At 52.2% G+C, this 17,021-nt stretch carries 16 protein-coding genes and 2 pseudogenes; 4 read left to right on the top strand and 14 right to left on the bottom strand.

What is annotated here, in order from left to right; all coding sequences use genetic code 11:
* Window positions 1-302: 302 nt before the first annotated feature.
* On the bottom strand, window positions 303-797 hold the full coding sequence (locus tag QWV57_RS04515) for a methylated-DNA--[protein]-cysteine S-methyltransferase (RefSeq protein ID WP_129446835.1): 495 nt from the start codon (window positions 795-797) through the stop codon (window positions 303-305).
* Window positions 787-3,003, bottom strand: a complete 2,217-nt coding sequence (locus tag QWV57_RS04510; protein WP_081133135.1) for a PAS domain-containing sensor histidine kinase — start codon at window positions 3,001-3,003, stop codon at window positions 787-789. Before QWV57_RS04510 ends, QWV57_RS04515 begins: the two co-directional genes overlap by 11 nt.
* 264 nt (window positions 3,004-3,267) lie before the next feature.
* Here QWV57_RS04510 and QWV57_RS04505 point away from each other — a divergent pair, with 264 nt between their 5' ends.
* Window positions 3,268-5,040 (top strand): B12-binding domain-containing radical SAM protein, encoded by a 1,773-nt coding sequence (locus tag QWV57_RS04505; protein WP_129446834.1) that lies wholly within the window; start codon window positions 3,268-3,270, stop codon window positions 5,038-5,040.
* Window positions 5,041-5,120: 80 nt separating this feature from the next.
* Here QWV57_RS04505 and QWV57_RS04500 read toward each other — a convergent pair whose 3' ends face one another.
* From QWV57_RS04500 to QWV57_RS04480, 5 genes and pseudogenes are all read right to left on the bottom strand, one after another.
* Window positions 5,121-5,273: a hypothetical protein gene (locus QWV57_RS04500; RefSeq protein WP_013145978.1), complete on the bottom strand. Its 153-nt coding sequence runs from the start codon at window positions 5,271-5,273 to the stop codon at window positions 5,121-5,123.
* Window positions 5,266-5,430 carry a protein YkzP gene (gene ykzP / locus QWV57_RS04495; protein WP_014195259.1) on the bottom strand — a complete coding sequence of 55 codons (165 nt, stop codon included), beginning with the start codon at window positions 5,428-5,430 and terminating at the stop codon, window positions 5,266-5,268. The genes QWV57_RS04500 and ykzP overlap by 8 nt, the downstream gene beginning before the upstream one ends.
* Entirely contained in the window at window positions 5,430-5,585 is a 156-nt protein-coding gene (locus QWV57_RS04490) for a hypothetical protein (protein WP_013523245.1), read from the bottom strand. The genes ykzP and QWV57_RS04490 overlap by 1 nt, the downstream gene beginning before the upstream one ends.
* A gap of 341 nt (window positions 5,586-5,926) precedes the next feature.
* Window positions 5,927-6,331: pseudogene (locus QWV57_RS04485) on the bottom strand (MFS transporter); the annotation flags it as partial.
* A gap of 166 nt (window positions 6,332-6,497) precedes the next feature.
* Window positions 6,498-6,770: pseudogene (locus QWV57_RS04480) on the bottom strand (carbohydrate ABC transporter permease); the annotation flags it as partial.
* 515 nt (window positions 6,771-7,285) lie between these two features.
* Here QWV57_RS04480 and QWV57_RS04475 point away from each other — a divergent pair.
* A complete protein-coding gene (locus QWV57_RS04475) occupies window positions 7,286-7,486 on the top strand; it encodes an alpha/beta-type small acid-soluble spore protein (RefSeq protein ID WP_015374238.1) in 201 nt (66 codons plus the stop codon).
* 12 nt (window positions 7,487-7,498) lie between these two features.
* On the opposite strand, the gene QWV57_RS04470 is transcribed toward QWV57_RS04475, so the two are convergent.
* The 3 genes from QWV57_RS04470 to bcaP all read right to left on the bottom strand — a co-directional run bounded on the left by QWV57_RS04470 (window position 7,499) and on the right by bcaP (window position 11,125).
* Window positions 7,499-8,548 (bottom strand): anti-sigma factor domain-containing protein, encoded by a 1,050-nt coding sequence (locus tag QWV57_RS04470; protein ID WP_060788079.1) that lies wholly within the window; start codon window positions 8,546-8,548, stop codon window positions 7,499-7,501.
* The gene (gene sigI, locus QWV57_RS04465) at window positions 8,545-9,294 is read right to left on the bottom strand and encodes an RNA polymerase sigma factor SigI (RefSeq protein ID WP_435817513.1); all 750 of its coding nucleotides are present in this window, start codon (window positions 9,292-9,294) and stop codon (window positions 8,545-8,547) included. The genes QWV57_RS04470 and sigI overlap by 4 nt, the downstream gene beginning before the upstream one ends.
* 415 nt (window positions 9,295-9,709) lie before the next feature.
* Window positions 9,710-11,125 carry a branched-chain amino acid transporter BcaP gene (gene bcaP, locus QWV57_RS04460; RefSeq protein ID WP_301100816.1) on the bottom strand — a complete coding sequence of 472 codons (1,416 nt, stop codon included), beginning with the start codon at window positions 11,123-11,125 and terminating at the stop codon, window positions 9,710-9,712.
* Window positions 11,126-11,444: 319 nt separating this feature from the next.
* Here bcaP and QWV57_RS04455 point away from each other — a divergent pair, with 319 nt between their 5' ends.
* Entirely contained in the window at window positions 11,445-11,786 is a 342-nt protein-coding gene (locus QWV57_RS04455) for a DUF485 domain-containing protein (protein WP_020755959.1), read from the top strand.
* Window positions 11,786-13,321, top strand: coding sequence for a solute symporter family protein (locus QWV57_RS04450; protein WP_015374233.1), 1,536 nt, complete (start codon window positions 11,786-11,788; stop codon window positions 13,319-13,321). The genes QWV57_RS04455 and QWV57_RS04450 overlap by 1 nt, the downstream gene beginning before the upstream one ends.
* A gap of 59 nt (window positions 13,322-13,380) precedes the next feature.
* On the opposite strand, the gene QWV57_RS04445 is transcribed toward QWV57_RS04450, so the two are convergent.
* The 4 genes from QWV57_RS04445 to QWV57_RS04430 are packed head-to-tail and all read right to left on the bottom strand — an operon-like array spanning window position 13,381 to window position 17,008.
* Window positions 13,381-13,875 (bottom strand): GNAT family N-acetyltransferase, encoded by a 495-nt coding sequence (locus QWV57_RS04445; protein ID WP_015374232.1) that lies wholly within the window; start codon window positions 13,873-13,875, stop codon window positions 13,381-13,383.
* 25 nt (window positions 13,876-13,900) lie between these two features.
* Complete coding sequence (gene menC / locus QWV57_RS04440) at window positions 13,901-15,028, bottom strand: o-succinylbenzoate synthase (protein ID WP_301100812.1); 1,128 nt, start codon at window positions 15,026-15,028, stop codon at window positions 13,901-13,903.
* Entirely contained in the window at window positions 15,025-15,864 is an 840-nt protein-coding gene (locus QWV57_RS04435) for a GNAT family N-acetyltransferase (protein ID WP_060788690.1), read from the bottom strand. Before QWV57_RS04435 ends, menC begins: the two co-directional genes overlap by 4 nt.
* Window positions 15,839-17,008, bottom strand: coding sequence for a M20 peptidase aminoacylase family protein (locus QWV57_RS04430; RefSeq protein WP_301100803.1), 1,170 nt, complete (start codon window positions 17,006-17,008; stop codon window positions 15,839-15,841). Before QWV57_RS04430 ends, QWV57_RS04435 begins: the two co-directional genes overlap by 26 nt.
* Between the last annotated feature and the right edge of the window lie 13 nt (window positions 17,009-17,021).

Here is a 17,021-nt window from a genome sequence, read left to right as displayed (position 1 = left end):
TTGACGGAAAAGCGGTTTGTCCATTTTCGACTGTCGAAGGCAAGCAACAGGCTTGCCCCGTCACGCCTTGGCGTGACGGAAGACCGAACAACCACCTGCTTCACAGACCCATATATGGGTCTTTAAGCGGCGTTGTTCGGTCGCCCGACAGTCGATCAAATACTTGATAAAAGCTATAAATGGTAAAGCTTCAAATTGCATCTATATAGACAAGCCATCAGCTTCTTTTTCCGCCTGCTCCATTGCAGCATCCGCATACAACGCCTTCCAAACTCTTTGCCTGTTCCACGAACGCAAGAGCGTCATCTACGTAAGCGGCGCTCAAGCTCCAACAGCTTCGCCTTCACATCGGTGCGGCTTCCGGCATAGCCAATGAGAGCGCCGTTTTTGCCGACAACACGGTGGCACGGAACGAGAATCGACAGTTCATTCGCCCGGTTTGCCTGGCCGACGGCGCGCACCGCTTTCGGGCGGCCGATTTGCGCGGCGATGTCAGCGTATGTCGCCGTCTCGCCGTATGGGATGCGGCAAAGCGCCGCCCACACCTCTTCTTGGAAGGCTGTTCCCTTCCACTTCAGCGGCAAGTCAAATGCTTGGCGTCGACCGTGGAAATACTCATCCAGCTGCCTAAGCGCGCGTTCAAGAAGCGGCGACTGGCTTTTGACAGCCGGATGTTCGCCGGCGAACGCGCGCCATTCTTCTGGAAACAGCTCGACTTTGACAATCGCGTCGCCGTCGGAGGCGATGTAAATGTCGCCGAGCAGCTCTGAGCGGTATACTGCATATTCAATCGTCATCGTCGTCCTCTCTTTCCATTCGTTCGATCGGCAGCGTGATATGGAACGTCGTGCCGACGCCGACTTCGCTTTCCACTTCAATTTTCCCTTGGTGCTCTTCTATGATTTTATAGCTGACCATCAAGCCGAGGCCGGTGCCGCGTTCTTTCGTCGTATAAAACGGCTCGCCAAGCTTTTTGATTTTATCTTTTGGAATGCCGCATCCTTGGTCGGTGATGGAGATGCGCACATAGCACCCGGCGCGGGTGATGCGCACCGTAATGTCCCCGCCTTTTGGCATCACTTCGATGGCGTTTTTCAAAATATTGATGAACACTTGCTTCAACTGATTCGGCTCGCAATACACCGGCGGCAGCCCGCGCTCGAAGTCGGCGATGATTTGCACGTTGTGCATCATCGCTTGGGCGCTGATCAAATCGATCGTGTCTTGCATAATTTTGCAGATATCATTTTGTTTGTACTGCACCGCCTGGGGCTTCGCCAGGACAAGAAACTCGGTGATGATCGACTCAATCCGTTTCAATTCCGACATAATGACATTAAAATACATCGAATAGTCGCCGTCAATGCTTCCTTGCAACAGCTGAATGAAACCCTTTAGCGCCGTCATCGGATTGCGGATTTCATGGGCGATGCCGGCGGCCAATTCCCCGACGACGTTGAGCGTATCCGACTTGCGCAGCTGCAGCTCCATCTCCTTGCGCTCGGTCACATCGCGCAGCATCATCATCCCGACGCCGGGAATCACTTCCTTTTTCAGTGAAAACTCAATAATTCTCCCTTTTCCCTCGTCGAAAAATTCGACCTCGCCGCTCGCTTCGCCGGTGCGTTGGCATTGTTGAAGCAGCTTATTGAGCTGGCGGCGCGCCCGCTCCGGAACGAGCTCGACCACCATTCGGCCAAGCAGCGCCTCCTTTTCGACGGAAAAAATGCCGCAGACAACCGGATTGGCGTCGATGATCCGATGCTTGGCATCCCAAAGCAAAATACCATCCATCGCATGATCGAAAATGCTCCGGAACTTTTGCTCGCTTTCGCGCAGCTCGCGCTCGATTTTCCGCCGCTCGCTCACATTGCGGAAAATCGTCAAGTGGTACCCGTCGATCGCTCCTTTTTTCATGGTGAACTCGAGCTGCTTATCCTCACCGTTCGGCATATGAAACGTCAGCTCGTCACGGATTTCCCCTTTGCGCCGGAACTCGCTGAAAATGCGTTTCACCTTTTCGTCCCCATAGTCGACAAAATCAAACAAATTGCGGCGCACAAGCAAATTCAAGGGCAGCTCAAACGTCCGGCTCGCCGCCGGATTGGCGTTCAATATGTAGCCAAAATCGTCCCAAATGAGGATCGCCTCATGCGCTTGTTCGAAAATAGCCCGGAACCGTTCTTCGCTTTTTTGCAACTTGATTTCCATATTTTTTCTTTCTGTCACATCGCGCATAATGGCCATGTAAAACCCGCTATAGACGTTGGAAGTCGCCGTCAGCTCAAACATTTTCACCGTTCCGTCCGGGCGGACAAGCGACAACTCGCCTTTGGCCGTTCCCTTTTCTTTCACTTCCGCGAGCAGCCGAGCGAACTCATTGGCGCATTCGCGGGCGACGAACTGCTGAAACGACAAATTGAGCAGTTTTCCTTTTTCCAAGTTCAAGCTCATCGAAAACGCCGGATTGACATCGATAAACCGCCCAAATTCATCGAAAATGACGATGCCGTCAACGGCGCGGTTGAATACGTCGCGAAACAAAAACTCATGAATGATGCGTTCGCGCTCAAGCGCCTTATGGGCTGAGATGTCGCGCATCATGACAAGGTCAAATTCGTCGAACACATCCTTTTTCATCGAAAATTCCACATGCTTCACTTTGCCGTCCGGCAGTTTGATGAGCAGTTCATCGCTGAACGAACCGAACTTTTGCAACATCGAGCGCTGAAACAGCAAAATATCGGGCGGCACAAGTTCGAGGAACGAAGAAAACGAATGGCCGATCAACGAAAACTTATCCATCTCAAACAGCTTGCACGCCGCTTCGTTCACATCGACAAATTCACCGTTTTTATTTAAAATCACGATCGCATCGAGCGACCGCTCAAAAATGATCGAATAACTGTTCAACCGCTCTTTTAACCGCCGATTTTCCTCTTCAAGCGACCGCACATCCGTCGATGCATTTTGTTCTTCCCGAGGAGAAAGGCTTTGGGCCATATCCATCTCTCCTTGTCTATTCAAACCATTCAACGAAATATATATTCGATGTGGAAAAATTTACTCCTCCCTTGATTTACGAAGATTTTTTAAAATTCTTTTCCACAATGTTCGACAAGTTTTTCTGCTTTTTCATTTGGCTAAACTGCATGATAGTCAACTCTCCCCCCTCGCTTAAAGCCAAATGAAAGCTTCCAATTGCATCTATAAATTATAGACAAAGGAGTTTTGCTGCTATATTATAGACAAAGGGGTTTTGTTGCGATGAACATCGTCTGTGCGACATTGAATGCCAAATACATTCATATGAATTTAGCCATCCGCTATTTAAAAGCATACGCTCAGCCCGAATTTGACGTCAAGCTTGTTGAGTATACGATCAAAGACCCGGTGCTGAACATTGTGACTGATTTGTACCAACGCCGTCCGGATGTCATCGGCTTCAGCTGCTACATTTGGAACATTGAAGAAACGATCAAAGTCGTCAAGCTGTTGAAAAAAGCAGCGCCGAATATTGTCATCGTCGCCGGCGGACCGGAAGTGTCGTACGATGTGCGTGAATGGATGGAGCGGGTGCCGGAATTGGATTTTATCGTCATCGGTGAAGGGGAAGAAACGTTTAAACAGCTGCTCTTTGCCTTAGAAGGCCGCAAAGAAGTGGCAGATGTCGCAGGGCTGGCGTTTCGCGATGGAAAGCGCATCGTCGTCAATCCGCAGCGAAACAAAATCCGCCTTGCTGATATGCCGTCGCCGTTTCGCTTTCCGGAAGACATCCCACATCTTCCGAACCGGATCATCTATGTGGAGACAAGCCGCGGCTGCCCGTTCAGTTGCCAATTTTGCCTGTCCTCGATTGAAGTAGGTGTCCGCTATTTTGACCGTGAAAAAATCAAGGATGATTTACGCTATTTAATGAAGCACGGAGCGCGGACGATCAAGTTCGTCGACCGGACGTTCAACATCAGCCGCAGCTATGCAATGGACATGTTTCGCTTTTTAATTGACGAACATGTACCGGGCACGGTATTTCAGTTTGAAATTACCGCCGACATTATGCGCCCGGAGGTCATCGAGTTTTTAAACAAGGAGGCGCCGCCCGGGCTGTTCCGCTTTGAAATCGGCGTCCAGTCGACAAACGACGAAGTGAACCGTCTCATTATGCGCAAGCAAAACTTCGCAAAACTTTCGCGAACGGTGACGATGATTAAAGAAGGCGGGAAAATCGCCCAGCATTTGGATTTGATCGCCGGTCTGCCCGAAGAAGACTACAACTCGTTCCGAAAGACGTTTAACGACGTGTTCGCCCTTCGCCCGGAAGAACTGCAGCTTGGCTTTTTGAAACTGCTGCGCGGCACTGGGTTGCGCCTGCGCGCCGAGGAGTACGGCTATGTGTATATGGACCATGCGCCATACGAAGTGCTCGCCAACAACGTCTTGTCGTTTGATGACGTCATCCGCATCAAGCAAGTGGAAGACGTGCTCGAAAAGTATTGGAACGCCCATCGAATGGACGAAACGATCGAGTACTTGGTGACCGATGTGTTCCCATCGCCGTTTGACTTTTTCCAGCAGTTTGGCACGTATTGGGATGAGCGCGGCTGGGCGCGCATTGGCCATCAGCTTGAGGATTTATTCCGCCGCCTGCATGAGTTTTTACGTACGTGTGCGCCAGATGCCCTGCCTGTCGCCGAATCGCTCATGAAATACGACTACTTGCGCAACCAAAAATACAAACCGCGCAAGCCGTGGTGGGAAGAAAAAACGGAGAAAACGACGCGCACGACCGTCTACCGCGCGCTGCTTGAGCGCCCCGAGGTGCTTGGGGAGGACTTTGCCGCCCTCGGGCTCGGGGAAAAGGAATTGTTTAAACATACGGTCGTTGAAATCGTGCCGGTCGATGTCGGCCGCTATATCGCCGCGAAGCAGCTCTCGTTTGCGCCAACGGCCATCGTCGCCTATTTCGACCCGTCGGGCACAGGAGCTACGGTCTTTTCTGCACCGCTTTCCACCCTGTTTGCGTCATCCGCATCGGCTTGAACGCCCAAGCGAAAAAAGAGCGCTGTTTCCAGCGCTCTTCTTTGTCCACCCACCAATCCAATCCCATCAAAACGGCGGCCTCACCGCGGCGGCTCTTTTTGTTTTGTCTCCTTCTCCTTTGCTTGCTTTTGCTCCTCGATCAGCCAAAACGGCTGATCACGAGCGAAATCGCCCCATTCAAACGCCATTTCTTCATTCGTTCGAGCGGGCCGCTCCTTATGCTCTTTACCCATCGCCGCCTCCTTGTCGCCCTTTTTTCGAATTGCGGTTCGCGCCGCGGATCATGTCCTCCTCGCCGGCATATTGTGCCGCAAATTCGGTATCCGGCAAACTTTCCGTTGGCGTTTTATTGTTGTTTTTCGCTGCGTCAAATTTCACTTTTCGCTTCATCATCGTTTCGTCTCCTCCTCATCAACCGTTTTCCGCTCATAAGCGACAAGCACAATTTCTTCTCCTGTTTCTTCACGCAGCCGCTGTTCGAGTTGCTGGAGCTGGCGAAGCGTCCCGTCATGAAGACGAGCGACTGGAAATGCGACGTTGGCCACACCCATCCTCCTTTCGCATTTTTTCTTATCATGCCTCGTTCAGGTGCGTTTTATCATAGTTCCGAAAGAAGACTCCCACTTCAAGCAAAGCGAAGCGGGAGTAGTTTACGCGTCTCCATAGCCGGTACATCCCCCGTCTGTCATCATCTGATCCAGAGGCTTTCGTTCGGCAAGAAAGAGGGAAATTGAAAACGCCCCACTGTCCCATATTTCCCTTCATGACAGCTTTTCTCTTTGAGCATGTTCTGGATGAATGAGCCAAACAGCCATGCTACCGGCGATCAGTGCTAGTGCGCTGAGCACCAAAAGAAGCCAACTTGCACCATTTTTCATCAGCCATGCGGCAAAACGATCGGAAACGCCCCGGCCGCCCCGAGCCCTTGCAACATGCGCCCGGCGATCATCCAGCCGTACGGGTCGCTCACCCGCCAAGCAGCCCATCCCGCCAGCCCCCCTCCCACCGCCGCCAGCAACAGGCTTGGAACGATGACCATTTTTCTCCCGATGCGGTCGCTTATATATCCGGCCAGCGGAATGAACAAAATCGCCACAACGGAATACATCGTGATCAGCAGGCTCGACTGCAGCGGCGTGATGTCGAGATGCCGTTCCATCGCCGGCAGCACCGGGATGAGCATCGAATTGCCCAGCGTCATGACAAGCGGAATCGAGGCAAGCGCAGCGACCGCCCACCCCCGACCAGCCTGCCTCCCTGCCGGTTTTGACAGCTGCACCGTCCATTCCATCGCTTCGGTCCCTTTCTTATGAAGTCGATATTTCCACTTATATGATGTGCGTTTTTTTCATGGATATGCCGCGCGAAAAAAAAGCTGCCACCAAAGGAGGACAACCCTCCGTTTGGCGAACAGCCCCTTCTTGTCATGACCGGAAAACCGTTGTACAAAACGTCCGTTATTTTCCGCCCGTGAACGAAATTCCTTTGATGAAGTAGCGGTTGAAAAAGACGTAAATGACCAACACCGGCAGCGTAAACACCATGGATGCCGCCATAATGTAGTTCCAATAGCTGATGTACTGTCCTTTGAAGCTATTGAGGCCAAGCGGCAACGTAAACAGCTGTCGATCGGACAAAATAATGAGTGGGCGCATGAAATCGTTCCACGAACCCATGAAGACGAAAATGGCCTGAGCCGCCAGAGCTGGACGAGCGAGCGGCAATGTCATGCCCAACAATTGCACTTTGTCAACTACCCCCACTTAGCTAACGCTTGAAGTGGGGGCTTGCAACTCCCCAGAAGTACAAGCGGACTTCGTCCTCCTTCCTTGACTTGGGGTTGCATCAGGGCAGGTTGACAACTACCCAACGACGCAGGTCATGCCTGCATCGTTACCGATTCTCTCGGTGTGTCTGTTGGCAGTACTTGGCTTCCACACACAACAGACGGATCTACGCTCGATGTTTTACGGTTACAACGTTTCCTGTAACCAACTCCATACATCGAGTAGCAGTTATTGGAGTGCCTTTATTAAACGGTTTTCTCCACGCCTTTATTATATCATACACAAAAGAAAAGGGGAACGCGCATTCCTCTCCCACTTACTCCCTTTGGTCGTTGAAGTGGGAGTCTCCTGCGCGAAATAGGATGAAAAATTCCTCCTGTAATTCCCAACCATATCTCTTTGTTCGGTCGTCCATACTAATCATACCTCATCAAAAAACCATCAAGGAGGAATTTCATATGGCTCGTTCAAGCAACAAACTGCTTGTGCCAGGCATTGAACAAGCGTTGGAACAAATCAAATACGAAATCGCCCAAGAGTTTGGCGTACAGCTCGGGGCTGGCACGGTTTCGCGCGCCAACGGCTCCGTCGGCGGGGAAATTACAAAACGGCTCGTCGCCCAGGCGCAAAGCGAACTGGCCGGCCGGAGAACAGAATAAAGCCGAGCGCCATCACTCGGCTTTTTTTGTTTTGGAATTCATTGCTTCCGAAGGACGGCCGGGATGGGCCGGATGGCGCCGCTCTTTTTGGTCGTTGCCATCCGGCCGGCCGCCTGCCGCTTTTTTCTCTACATAATGACCGCCCGGCCGCGATGGTCTGGCGTTTCCATGTTTTTTCCCTTTCGGAGACATTTCCTTGTTTGACGGAGAGCTTTCCTTATTTAAACCGGAGTTTTTCCGCTCGTGCGGCATCTGTTTTTCTTTTTTCTGCTGTTTCGTCTTCTGTTCCCTATGCTTCTGTTTCACTTGCGCCGGCTGTTCCAGTTTTCTCCCTTTTGATGGTGATGCTTTCTTTTCACTCTTTCCGACTTGTCCGTTCCCTTTGTCCGGCTTGGTGGATGTAGACGAGGCCGGTTTCACCTTTTTCTCGATTTGCAATAATTTTCCGGTTGTCATCCCCCGTTTGACAGCTTGGTTGCGCACGGCCATCGTACTATTGGCCGTGGTAATGACAATCCGGTCATCCGCCACTGACCGCTGGATATCGGCGAGCGCGGCAGACAGCTTCCGCGCCGAAGAGGCGTCGCGCTCCCTCTCCACCGTCGTAATCAGCACTTCCCCGCCTTTCTTTAAATACCCCTTTTGTTCGCTTAGCGCAATGATTTGTTTCGCTACCGAAGAAAACGGTTGACGTTTCCAGGAAGGAAGCGCCGTCAGCACCTTCTTTCCTTCCTCATTGTAAGCCTTCAGTGTCAACACGCGCAGCTCCGCATCGACTCCCGCTTCCATGCTTGGGTTGATGTCGATCGACATGTAGGCGTACACCGCATTAGAAGGCCATTGAATCCAAGTCGCCAGAAGCACCGCGGCCGCCGTCAGAACGCTTATGAGCGCATATCGAAACGAACGGCGGCAAAACGGAAAAGGACGGCCAACCGCATTCGCTTTGACCTCTTCTCCAATCTCCCATTCTTTTTCTTTTTTCAATCGAAGAAATTCCCCTTCCGGCGTCAATACCGTGACGAACTCTTCATCCAACTCCAGCACAATTCCCTTTTTCACGATGAAAGCACCCCTTTTATATAGTCCTTTAGGTAAATGTAATCGCCTGCCAAAATAACCGCGATCGCAATAATGTATTTTCTATTTCTCTCAATCGTTTTGCGGCTGACGGATGCCATCGCTTCCAACTGCTTGATCGGCAGCTGTTTTTTTTGAAACAGCAAGTGGACCAAGTGTTCGTTCTCGACAAGCAGCTGGGCGACGCGAATGGCGTTTAGGCGGGCGTCTTTATGTTTTGGCGATTGTTCGACTAAATCGTGAAAATGAATGCCGAATTGTTTCAGCACTTGCTGGTAATGAAGAATTTCTTCCCGACGCTGTTCTTGTTCGATTTGCCTGTAAAACTCATCGACGGAAAGCTTGGCGTCCAAGTATGTTTGCGCCGCCTGCTCACTGTTTTCTCCGTTCTCCACATGCCATACGGCATCGCGCATTCTCGCCTCTTTCCGAATATAGTCAATGAGACGCCGTTTGATGAGCAGTTCAGCAAATGAGAGGAAGGAACCGCCCTTATGCGGCGCATACTTTTCAATCGCTTCATTGAAGGCGATCAGCCCGATGCTCGCCTCATCATCCTCTTCGCGAATGAACCGCTTGCACACGCTCGACGCCGTTTTGGCGATAAACGGTTTGTATTGCTCGATCAGCTCATTGCGCAACGCTTCATTTCCTCGCTGAATTTCCACAACCGTCCGTTCAAGCGTTCTCTCTCTTCTTTTCAATAATGTCCCAAACACCCTTTTCACCCCGCTTATACAAAGCCGGACTGACGCTCATTCTTTATATTATTCGCACATCGCAACCCAAATATGGCCGTCGCTCAAAGGGGATTTTTTCAAGTTGCGCAAGTGAACATAAGTCCCCAAAAGGGCTCAACGCTGCCTGCGCCAAGCAAACGCCCTCCATCAACAAAAATCATGCATTTCTGTGCTTGACGGTTTCAAAACATCTCACGCTTTCTTCTGTAAGGGAAAATCAGTAAATCAACATTTTTCAGACATGGTGACGCGCGAAAAAGCCTCACTTGTCAAGTACACTTTGTGGAGATGAACCCTTCTAAATGAAAAAAGAGTGAAACGCGGTGTTGCCGAAAAATTTCACATAATGGAAAAAGGGGCTGTTTCCCCATTTGGGTCAGCCCCTTTTTCATTGTTTGGCCGTTCATCCGGCCTTTTCTTCCGTCCGTGCCATTTCATTCAGCTCACTATGCTTGCGGCCGTAGATAAAGTAAATCACTAAACCAATCAGCAGCCACGAGACAAAACCGATCCATGTCATCGCCGGAAGCTGAAGAACAAGGTAGCCGCAGAACAACACGGCCAAAATCGGGATGACCGGAACGAACGGGACGCGGAATGCCCGCTTTAAGTCCGGCTGCGTTTTACGCAGCACCAACACGCCGATCGAGACGGTGATAAAGGCAAAGAGCGTGCCGATGTTCGTCAGTTCCGCCAATTTGTTGAGCGGAATGATGCCGGCAAATACCGCTACAGCCGCTCCCGTCAGCCACGTATTGACATACGGCACTTGGCGCGTCGGGCTGATGCGGGCAAACACTTTCGGCAACAGGCCGTCGCGGCTGATGGCGTAAAAGAGACGCGTTTGCCCATAAAGCATAACAAGCAATACCGTCGTAATACCTGCGATCGCCCCGAGCGAAATAAAACCGGCGACCCAGTCTTGATGGATATAGTTTAACGCAAACGCCACTGGGTTTTTCACGTTGAGCTGCTCGTACGGAACGATGCCTGTCAATACGAGCGAAACCGCAATATACAACAATGTGCACACAAGCAACGAGACGATAATGCCAATCGGCATATCACGCTGCGGATTGCGCACTTCTTCCGCCGCCGTCGACACCGCATCAAAGCCGATGTAAGCGAAAAACACCGTCGCCGCGCCGGTCGCTACGCCAGAGAAGCCATACGGCATAAACGGCGTCCAGTTTTCCGGCTTGACGTACCAAACACCGACCGCCAAAAAGAGCAGCACGACCGCCACTTTAATGGCAACGATCACCGCGTTAAAACGCGCCGATTTTTTGGCGCCTAAGTTCAACAAAAACGTAATGAACAGAATAATTAAAATCGCTGGCAAATCGATGAACGTCCCTTTCTCCGGATCATACGCGCTCGTCAATGCTTTCGGGAGTTCGATGCCAAAACCGGTAAGCAACCCTTGGAAATAACCGGACCAACCGACGGCAACCGCCGACGAGGCAACCCCATATTCCAAAATCAAATCCCAGCCTAAAATCCAAGCGAATAATTCACCGAATGTCGCATAGCTATATGTGTATGCGCTCCCTGACACCGGCACCGTCGAGGCGAACTCGGCGTAGCAAAGCGCCGCGAACACACACGCCAATCCTGATAAGATGAACGAAAGAACAAGTGCTGGGCCGGCATGTTCCGCCGCCGCCACCCCGGTCAGGACGAAAATGCCTGTCCCGATGATGGCACCGATGCCGAGCATCGTCAAGTCGAATGCACCTAACTCTTTTCGCAGCGAAGCTCCTTTCGCCCCCGACTCCTTAAGCAACGATTGAATCGGTTTTTTACGAAACAAATTCATAGATGTCTCCCCTTGTCGTTTTTTGTAGAAAATTGTTGAATTTTGTTGTCGAATACAGTTGACATTCTACATGATCCTCGTTTTTTTGTAAAGTGCGAAAATAAGAAAAACAGCAAAAAATTTTCTCCGTTTTATGCGGCAAAGCAAAAAATAGTTTTTAAAAATAACAAAAAACATCAATTTACAAATTTTTCAGATAAATATATAATGAATGTGTGACAAATTTGTGTCAGAAAGGGGGAGTCACATCCACCGTTTGCGACAGAACAGTTCATTGCCCTTTTTGAAAACGCTTTAATACAGACAAGGAGGGATTACAATGGCAGTGAAAAAACAATCAAGGGCCGACCAAGGCGGCATCAACTATGATGCCATCGCTCAATCCGCTTCATTCCGCGGGCTCATTCAGGCGAAGAAGCGCTTCATCATCCCAGCCACCGTCTTTTTCTTCGTCTTTTACTTCGCCCTTCCGGTGTTGACGTCGTATTCGAAAGCGCTCAACGCACCAGCGATTGGGCCGGTCAGCTGGGCGTGGCTGTTTGCCTTTGCGCAGTTTATTATGACATGGGCCTTATGCATCCTTTATTCGAAACGCGCAGCACAATTTGATGCCATCGTCGAGCAAGTGAAGCAAGAAGCAGCGGAAGGAGGAAACACGTAATGCACGGGCTCGCCTTTTTCCTCTTCCTCATTATCGTCGCCTTGACGCTTGTCATTACGTACTACGCCTCGAAACGGACGAAAACGACAAGCGAATTTTACACCGCGGACAGCAGCCTCACCGGCTGGCAAAACGGGCTCGCCATCGCAGGCGATTATATGTCCGCCGCATCCTTCTTAGGAATCGCTGGCATGATCGCGCTGACGGGATTTGACGGCTTCTTTTACAGCATCGGCTTCCTTGTCGCTTATCTTGTCGTCTTGTATATCGTCGCCGAACCGCTTCGCAACCTCGGCAAATACACGATGGCCGATATGATCGCCGCCCGTTTTGACGATAAGAAAGTGCGCGGCGTCGCGGCGTTAAATACGATCGCCATCTCGATTTTCTATATGATCGCCCAGCTTGTCGGCGCCGGCGGCCTCATCAAGCTTCTGTTGGGTCTAGACTACATTTATTCCGTCTTGATCGTCGGCATTTTGATGACGGTGTACGTCGTCTTCGGGGGCATGACAGCAACGAGTTGGGTGCAAATCGTCAAAGCCGTCTTGCTGATGGTCGGTACGTTTATCATTTCCATCATCGTCTTTGCCAAATTCGATTTCAGCATCGCCAAAATGTTCCACGAAATGAAAACAGCGACGCCGCTTGGCGAGGCGTTTTTAAACCCGGGCAACAAGTTTAAGGATCCACTCGATACGATTTCACTCAACTTGGCGCTCGTGTTGGGGACGGCCGGGCTGCCGCACATTTTGATCCGCTTCTTTACGGTCAAAGACGCCCCGACTGCGCGCAAATCGGTCGTGTATGCGACATGGATCATCGGGATTTTCTATGTCCTGACCATCTTTTTGGGGTTTGGCGCCGCCGCGTTTGTCGGCTATGACAAAATCGTCGCCGCCAACCCGGCCGGCAATATGGCCGCCCCGCTGTTGGCGGAAGCGCTTGGCGGAGATTTCTTGTTCGCTTTCGTCTCTGCCGTCGCCTTTGCGACGATTTTGGCCGTTGTCGCCGGACTTGTGTTGTCAGCCGCCTCGGCGTTTGCCCATGACTTTTACAGCCATATTTTGCGGCGCGGCCAGGCGACGGAAAAAGAACAAATGCTCGCCGCCCGCTGGGCATCCGTCGGCGTCTCGGTGTTGTCGATTTTGTTAGCGCTGTTTGCACAAAAAATGAACGTCGCGTTCCTCGTATCGCTCGCATTTGCGGTCGCCGCCAGCGCCAACTTGCCGACGATCGTATTCACCATTTTCTGGCGCCGCTTTAACACGACTGGAGCGATTACGGGGATGCTTGTCGGCCTGATCAGCGCCTTGGTGCTCGTCTTCTTCAGCCCGAACGTCTGGTCGCCGCAGCCGGGCGCCGCCATTTTCGTCGGCGAACCGCTCTTTAAGCTCGCCAACCCGGGCATCATCTCGATTCCGCTCGGCTTTATCGGTGCGATCGTTGGCACGCTCGTCTCGTCGAAAAAATCGGATGAAAAGAAATATACGGAAATTGTCGTCAAAGCAAATACTGGGATAGGACGCGTGTAACACAGCAAAGAAGGGGCTGGCCCAAAACGTGCTTGCGTTTGGGCCAGCCCCAATTAGCATTATAACAGTTTGTATAGGTAATATTCATTTACAAATTCCCCATTCACTCTTAACGATTGAACTCTCTCGCCTTCTAATACGAACCCCATCTTCCTATATAAGTTGAACGCCTTATCGTTCCCTTTCATGACCGTAAGTCCTAATCTCAAAATTCCAACTTCCTTTGCCCACTCAAACGCTTTGTTGAATAGTTTCGTGGCAATGCCCTGTCCTTGATAGTCTTCAAGAACTCCCAAAACAACATTGGCAGAATGTCGATTTCGTTTTACATCGCCTCCTATGACAGCAAGGAACCCGACAAGCTTGTTTTCCGTTTCAGCAACAAAGATCATTTTATTCGGCTCAGACAACATTCTTTCAATCGATTTACTTTGTTGCTCAACCGTTGTTTGCCGTTCGCCAGGCTCAAATAACATAAAACCAGATTCATCAATTTTTTTGCACAACTCCAAGAAATGTTCCGCATCACGAACTTCAATCGGTCTGATCATCATTTTTTCTTTCTCCCTTTATCATCCTTTATGCCGTCGCCGTACGGTGAAACACCTTCGCAAACTGCGTATACCGCTCCACTTGGCGGCGGTCGACGTCATAGCCGATGCCGGGAGCGTCCGGCACGCGGATCAAGCCGCCGTGCACCTCAACTTCCGGCGTGATGATATCCCGCTCCCAATAATGCGACGACGCGGCGGTGTCGCCGGGAAGGGTGAAGTTTTCCAACGTCGTGATCGCGATGTTGTGGGCGCGCCCGACGCCTGCCTCCAGCATCCCCCCGCACCAGACCGGCGCACCGCGCTCAGCGCAAAGATCGTGGATGCGCTTCGCCTCCCAAAGCCCGCCGACGCGCCCGATTTTGATGTTGATGATGCGGCAGCTGCCAAGGTCAAGCGCCTTGCGCGCATCGTCATAGGAACGAATGCTTTCGTCAAGACAAATCGGAGTATGCAGAAGCGGCTGCAGCCGGGCGTGATCGAGGAGATCGTCAGCGGCGAGCGGCTGCTCGATCATCAGCAGCCCGAATTCATCGAGCGCTTTCAACCGATCTGCATCGGCAAGCGTATACGCTGAATTGGCATCGGCCATAAGCGGCACGTCGGGAAACGCGCGCCGCACGTCGCGAATGACATCAACATCCCATCCCGGTTTGATCTTCACTTTGATCCGCCGGTACCCTTGCGCCACATACCGCTCCATCACCTGGAGCAGATCGGCAACCGTCGGCTGGATGCCGATGCTGACGCCGACTTCAATGTCCTTTTTCGTTCCCCCGAGAGCTTGAGAAAGCGGAACGCCGAGCCGCTTGGCGTACAAATCCCATACCGCCCCTTCAATCGCCGCTTTCGCCATGTTGTTTTGGCGGATGGCAGAAAAGCGCTTTGCCAGCTCCTCCGGGTGATGAATCGGCTCAGCCAGCGCAAGCGGCACAAGGAAATCTTCGAGCATATGCCAGTTCGTTTTCACCGTTTCCTCGCTGTACCACGGGGCGGCAAACGCGACCGATTCACCCCAGCCGGAAACGCCGTCGCGATCGACAACTTCCACTAAAATCAACTCTTTCCTTTGAAATGTGCCGAAGCTCGTCGTAAACGGCGCCTTCAACTTCATTTGCAAATGGCGCAATATGACGTACTCGATGTTGATCGTCATTCTTCTTCCCCTTTCTGCTGCCATCGTTCACTCCGCCGCTTCCATATGTAATAAAGCACTCCTTCCTCCAGGCAGCGCCAAGCGCCGGCGGCAATCCATCCTTCCGCAAGCAGCCGCTGAAACAAGGCGCGCGTCGCCAGCCGCCACTCAAGCGCCAGCGCGAAATCCTGCTCTTTCAGCTGCGGAAAGTCAAGCGGGATGGCTGTCAACAGCAACGGCGCCGCTGTTCCATCGATGTCTCTCGGCACCGGCTGCAACAGACCGTCAGCCCTTTGCCCTGCCTCGAGCACCGTCAACCTTCTGGCCTTGAGAAGATCTGCTTCAACCAAATTCCGTTCCCCAGTCACTCGCTCATCAAGCCGCCATTCGACGATGAAGCGGTCAGACGGCAGTTGACCGTTCAACGCGTCATTCATTTCGCCGTAGCAGTTTTCCACATACTCGACGCCAACAGCCCCAAGCTTCGCCAAGTTCAAATAGCCGTTGCGGCTTTGCAGCGGGTCATACGTCCAGCGGATGACTCGGTAGCCGCGCCGCCGCGCTTCTTCCGCCTGTTTCATTTTCAAGCGATAGCCGAGGCCACGATCACGAAACGATTCAGCAATCCCCATCATATGGGAACAAAGATACACTTCCCCATTTCGAACCCCAGGAAAGCTGTAGACAAAGCCGACAAGCTTCCCGTCCGCATACGCCCCGATGATAATGCCCCCGTTTTTCGCCGCCGTCAGCGTTTGATGGAGCGGAACCGGCGCCGTTTTCCAAATCTCCTCCTCAAGCCTGGCCATCTCTTTCAACTGTTCGATCGTCTCAATGATTTGCAGCGACAGAGGCACGCTCGTTCTCCCCCTGCGGCGCAAACGTCGCAAACGTGTTCATCACAACCCGCGCCAAAATTTCCACGCCGGAAAGCAAATCATCGCGCCGGAACGTCATGTTCGGATGATGGAGCCCTGGACGCAAGTCGCAGCCCAATCCGAGCATCGTTGTTTTCAGCTCCGGTTTTTTAAAGGAATAAAAATGGAAATCCTCTCCTCCCGACGTCACGACCGGCGGAACGCATTTTTCCGTCCCCAAGGCCGCGATAATCGCCTCCTCCATCAGCCGCACCGCATCTGAATCAGGATCAGCGGCGACGATGCGCGTCCGTTCCACCAGTTCAATCTCCGCCCCATAAATGGCAGCGACCCCGTTGATCACATGACGCAACCCTTCAACGAGCCGCTCCATCGCCTCGTTCGTTTGCGCCCGCAAATCAAGGGCGAATTCCGCGTAGTCCGGGATCGTGTTCGCATCTTTTTCACCGGCGTGAAACTTCGTCATTTTGATCGACGCCGGCACTTGGGGATCGACATGAATTTTGCCGAGCTCTTGCACAATGGCGCTGCCGACTTCAATGACATTGACGCCTAAATGCGGCCGCGCCGCGTGCGCCGCCACACCGCGGATCCGCCCTTCGATGCATTGCGCCGCCCCATGGATGATCGCCGGCGCCGCATATCCGCCTTTCACTTCTTGAATCGGCCGCAGGTGAACGCCGTATAAAAACGACACGCCGTCGACCGCTCCTTTTTCGATCAGCTTTAACGCCCCTGTTCCTTTCTCCTCGGCCGGCTGGAACAAAAACCGGAGCGTCCCCGGCGGCTCATAGCCGATGCGGCGAAGCAATTTCGCCACGCCAAGCACAATCGTCATGTGAGCGTCGTGCCCGCACGCGTGGTTCGGCTGCCAAACGCCGTCAACTTCTTGCCAAAGAGCGTCCATATCGCTGCGCACTCCGACCATCAACGGCCCTGTGCCAATTTCCGCCACCACGCCCGGACAATCGGCAAACGTCCGCGCCCGATACCCTTCGCGCTCCAACTCTCGGCGAAGAAATTCGGTTGTTTGCCACTCTTCCCAACTGATTTCTGGATGACGATGAAGGTGATCGAAAATCTCCCATAGCTCCGCCTTCATCTGCTGAACAATTTCTTTCATCCCGCTCTCCCCC

The organism is Geobacillus zalihae (assembly GCF_030414215.1).
GTDB lineage: Bacteria > Bacillota > Bacilli > Bacillales > Anoxybacillaceae > Geobacillus > Geobacillus zalihae.
This window is presented reverse-complemented; position numbering and strand designations above follow the sequence as displayed.

Coding starts and splice junctions, on each gene's coding strand:
- QWV57_RS04515 (WP_129446835.1), bottom strand. CDS start 797: ATGACGATTGAATATGCAGTATACCGCTCAGAGCTGCTCGGCGACATT.
- QWV57_RS04510 (WP_081133135.1), bottom strand. CDS start 3,003: ATGGCCCAAAGCCTTTCTCCTCGGGAAGAACAAAATGCATCGACGGAT.
- QWV57_RS04505 (WP_129446834.1), top strand. CDS start 3,268: ATGAACATCGTCTGTGCGACATTGAATGCCAAATACATTCATATGAAT.
- QWV57_RS04500 (WP_013145978.1), bottom strand. CDS start 5,273: ATGGGTAAAGAGCATAAGGAGCGGCCCGCTCGAACGAATGAAGAAATG.
- ykzP (WP_014195259.1), bottom strand. CDS start 5,430: ATGAAGCGAAAAGTGAAATTTGACGCAGCGAAAAACAACAATAAAACG.
- QWV57_RS04475 (WP_015374238.1), top strand. CDS start 7,286: ATGGCTCGTTCAAGCAACAAACTGCTTGTGCCAGGCATTGAACAAGCG.
- bcaP (WP_301100816.1), bottom strand. CDS start 11,125: ATGAATTTGTTTCGTAAAAAACCGATTCAATCGTTGCTTAAGGAGTCG.
- QWV57_RS04455 (WP_020755959.1), top strand. CDS start 11,445: ATGGCAGTGAAAAAACAATCAAGGGCCGACCAAGGCGGCATCAACTAT.
- QWV57_RS04450 (WP_015374233.1), top strand. CDS start 11,786: ATGCACGGGCTCGCCTTTTTCCTCTTCCTCATTATCGTCGCCTTGACG.
- QWV57_RS04445 (WP_015374232.1), bottom strand. CDS start 13,875: ATGATGATCAGACCGATTGAAGTTCGTGATGCGGAACATTTCTTGGAG.
- menC (WP_301100812.1), bottom strand. CDS start 15,028: ATGACGATCAACATCGAGTACGTCATATTGCGCCATTTGCAAATGAAG.
- QWV57_RS04430 (WP_301100803.1), bottom strand. CDS start 17,008: ATGAAAGAAATTGTTCAGCAGATGAAGGCGGAGCTATGGGAGATTTTC.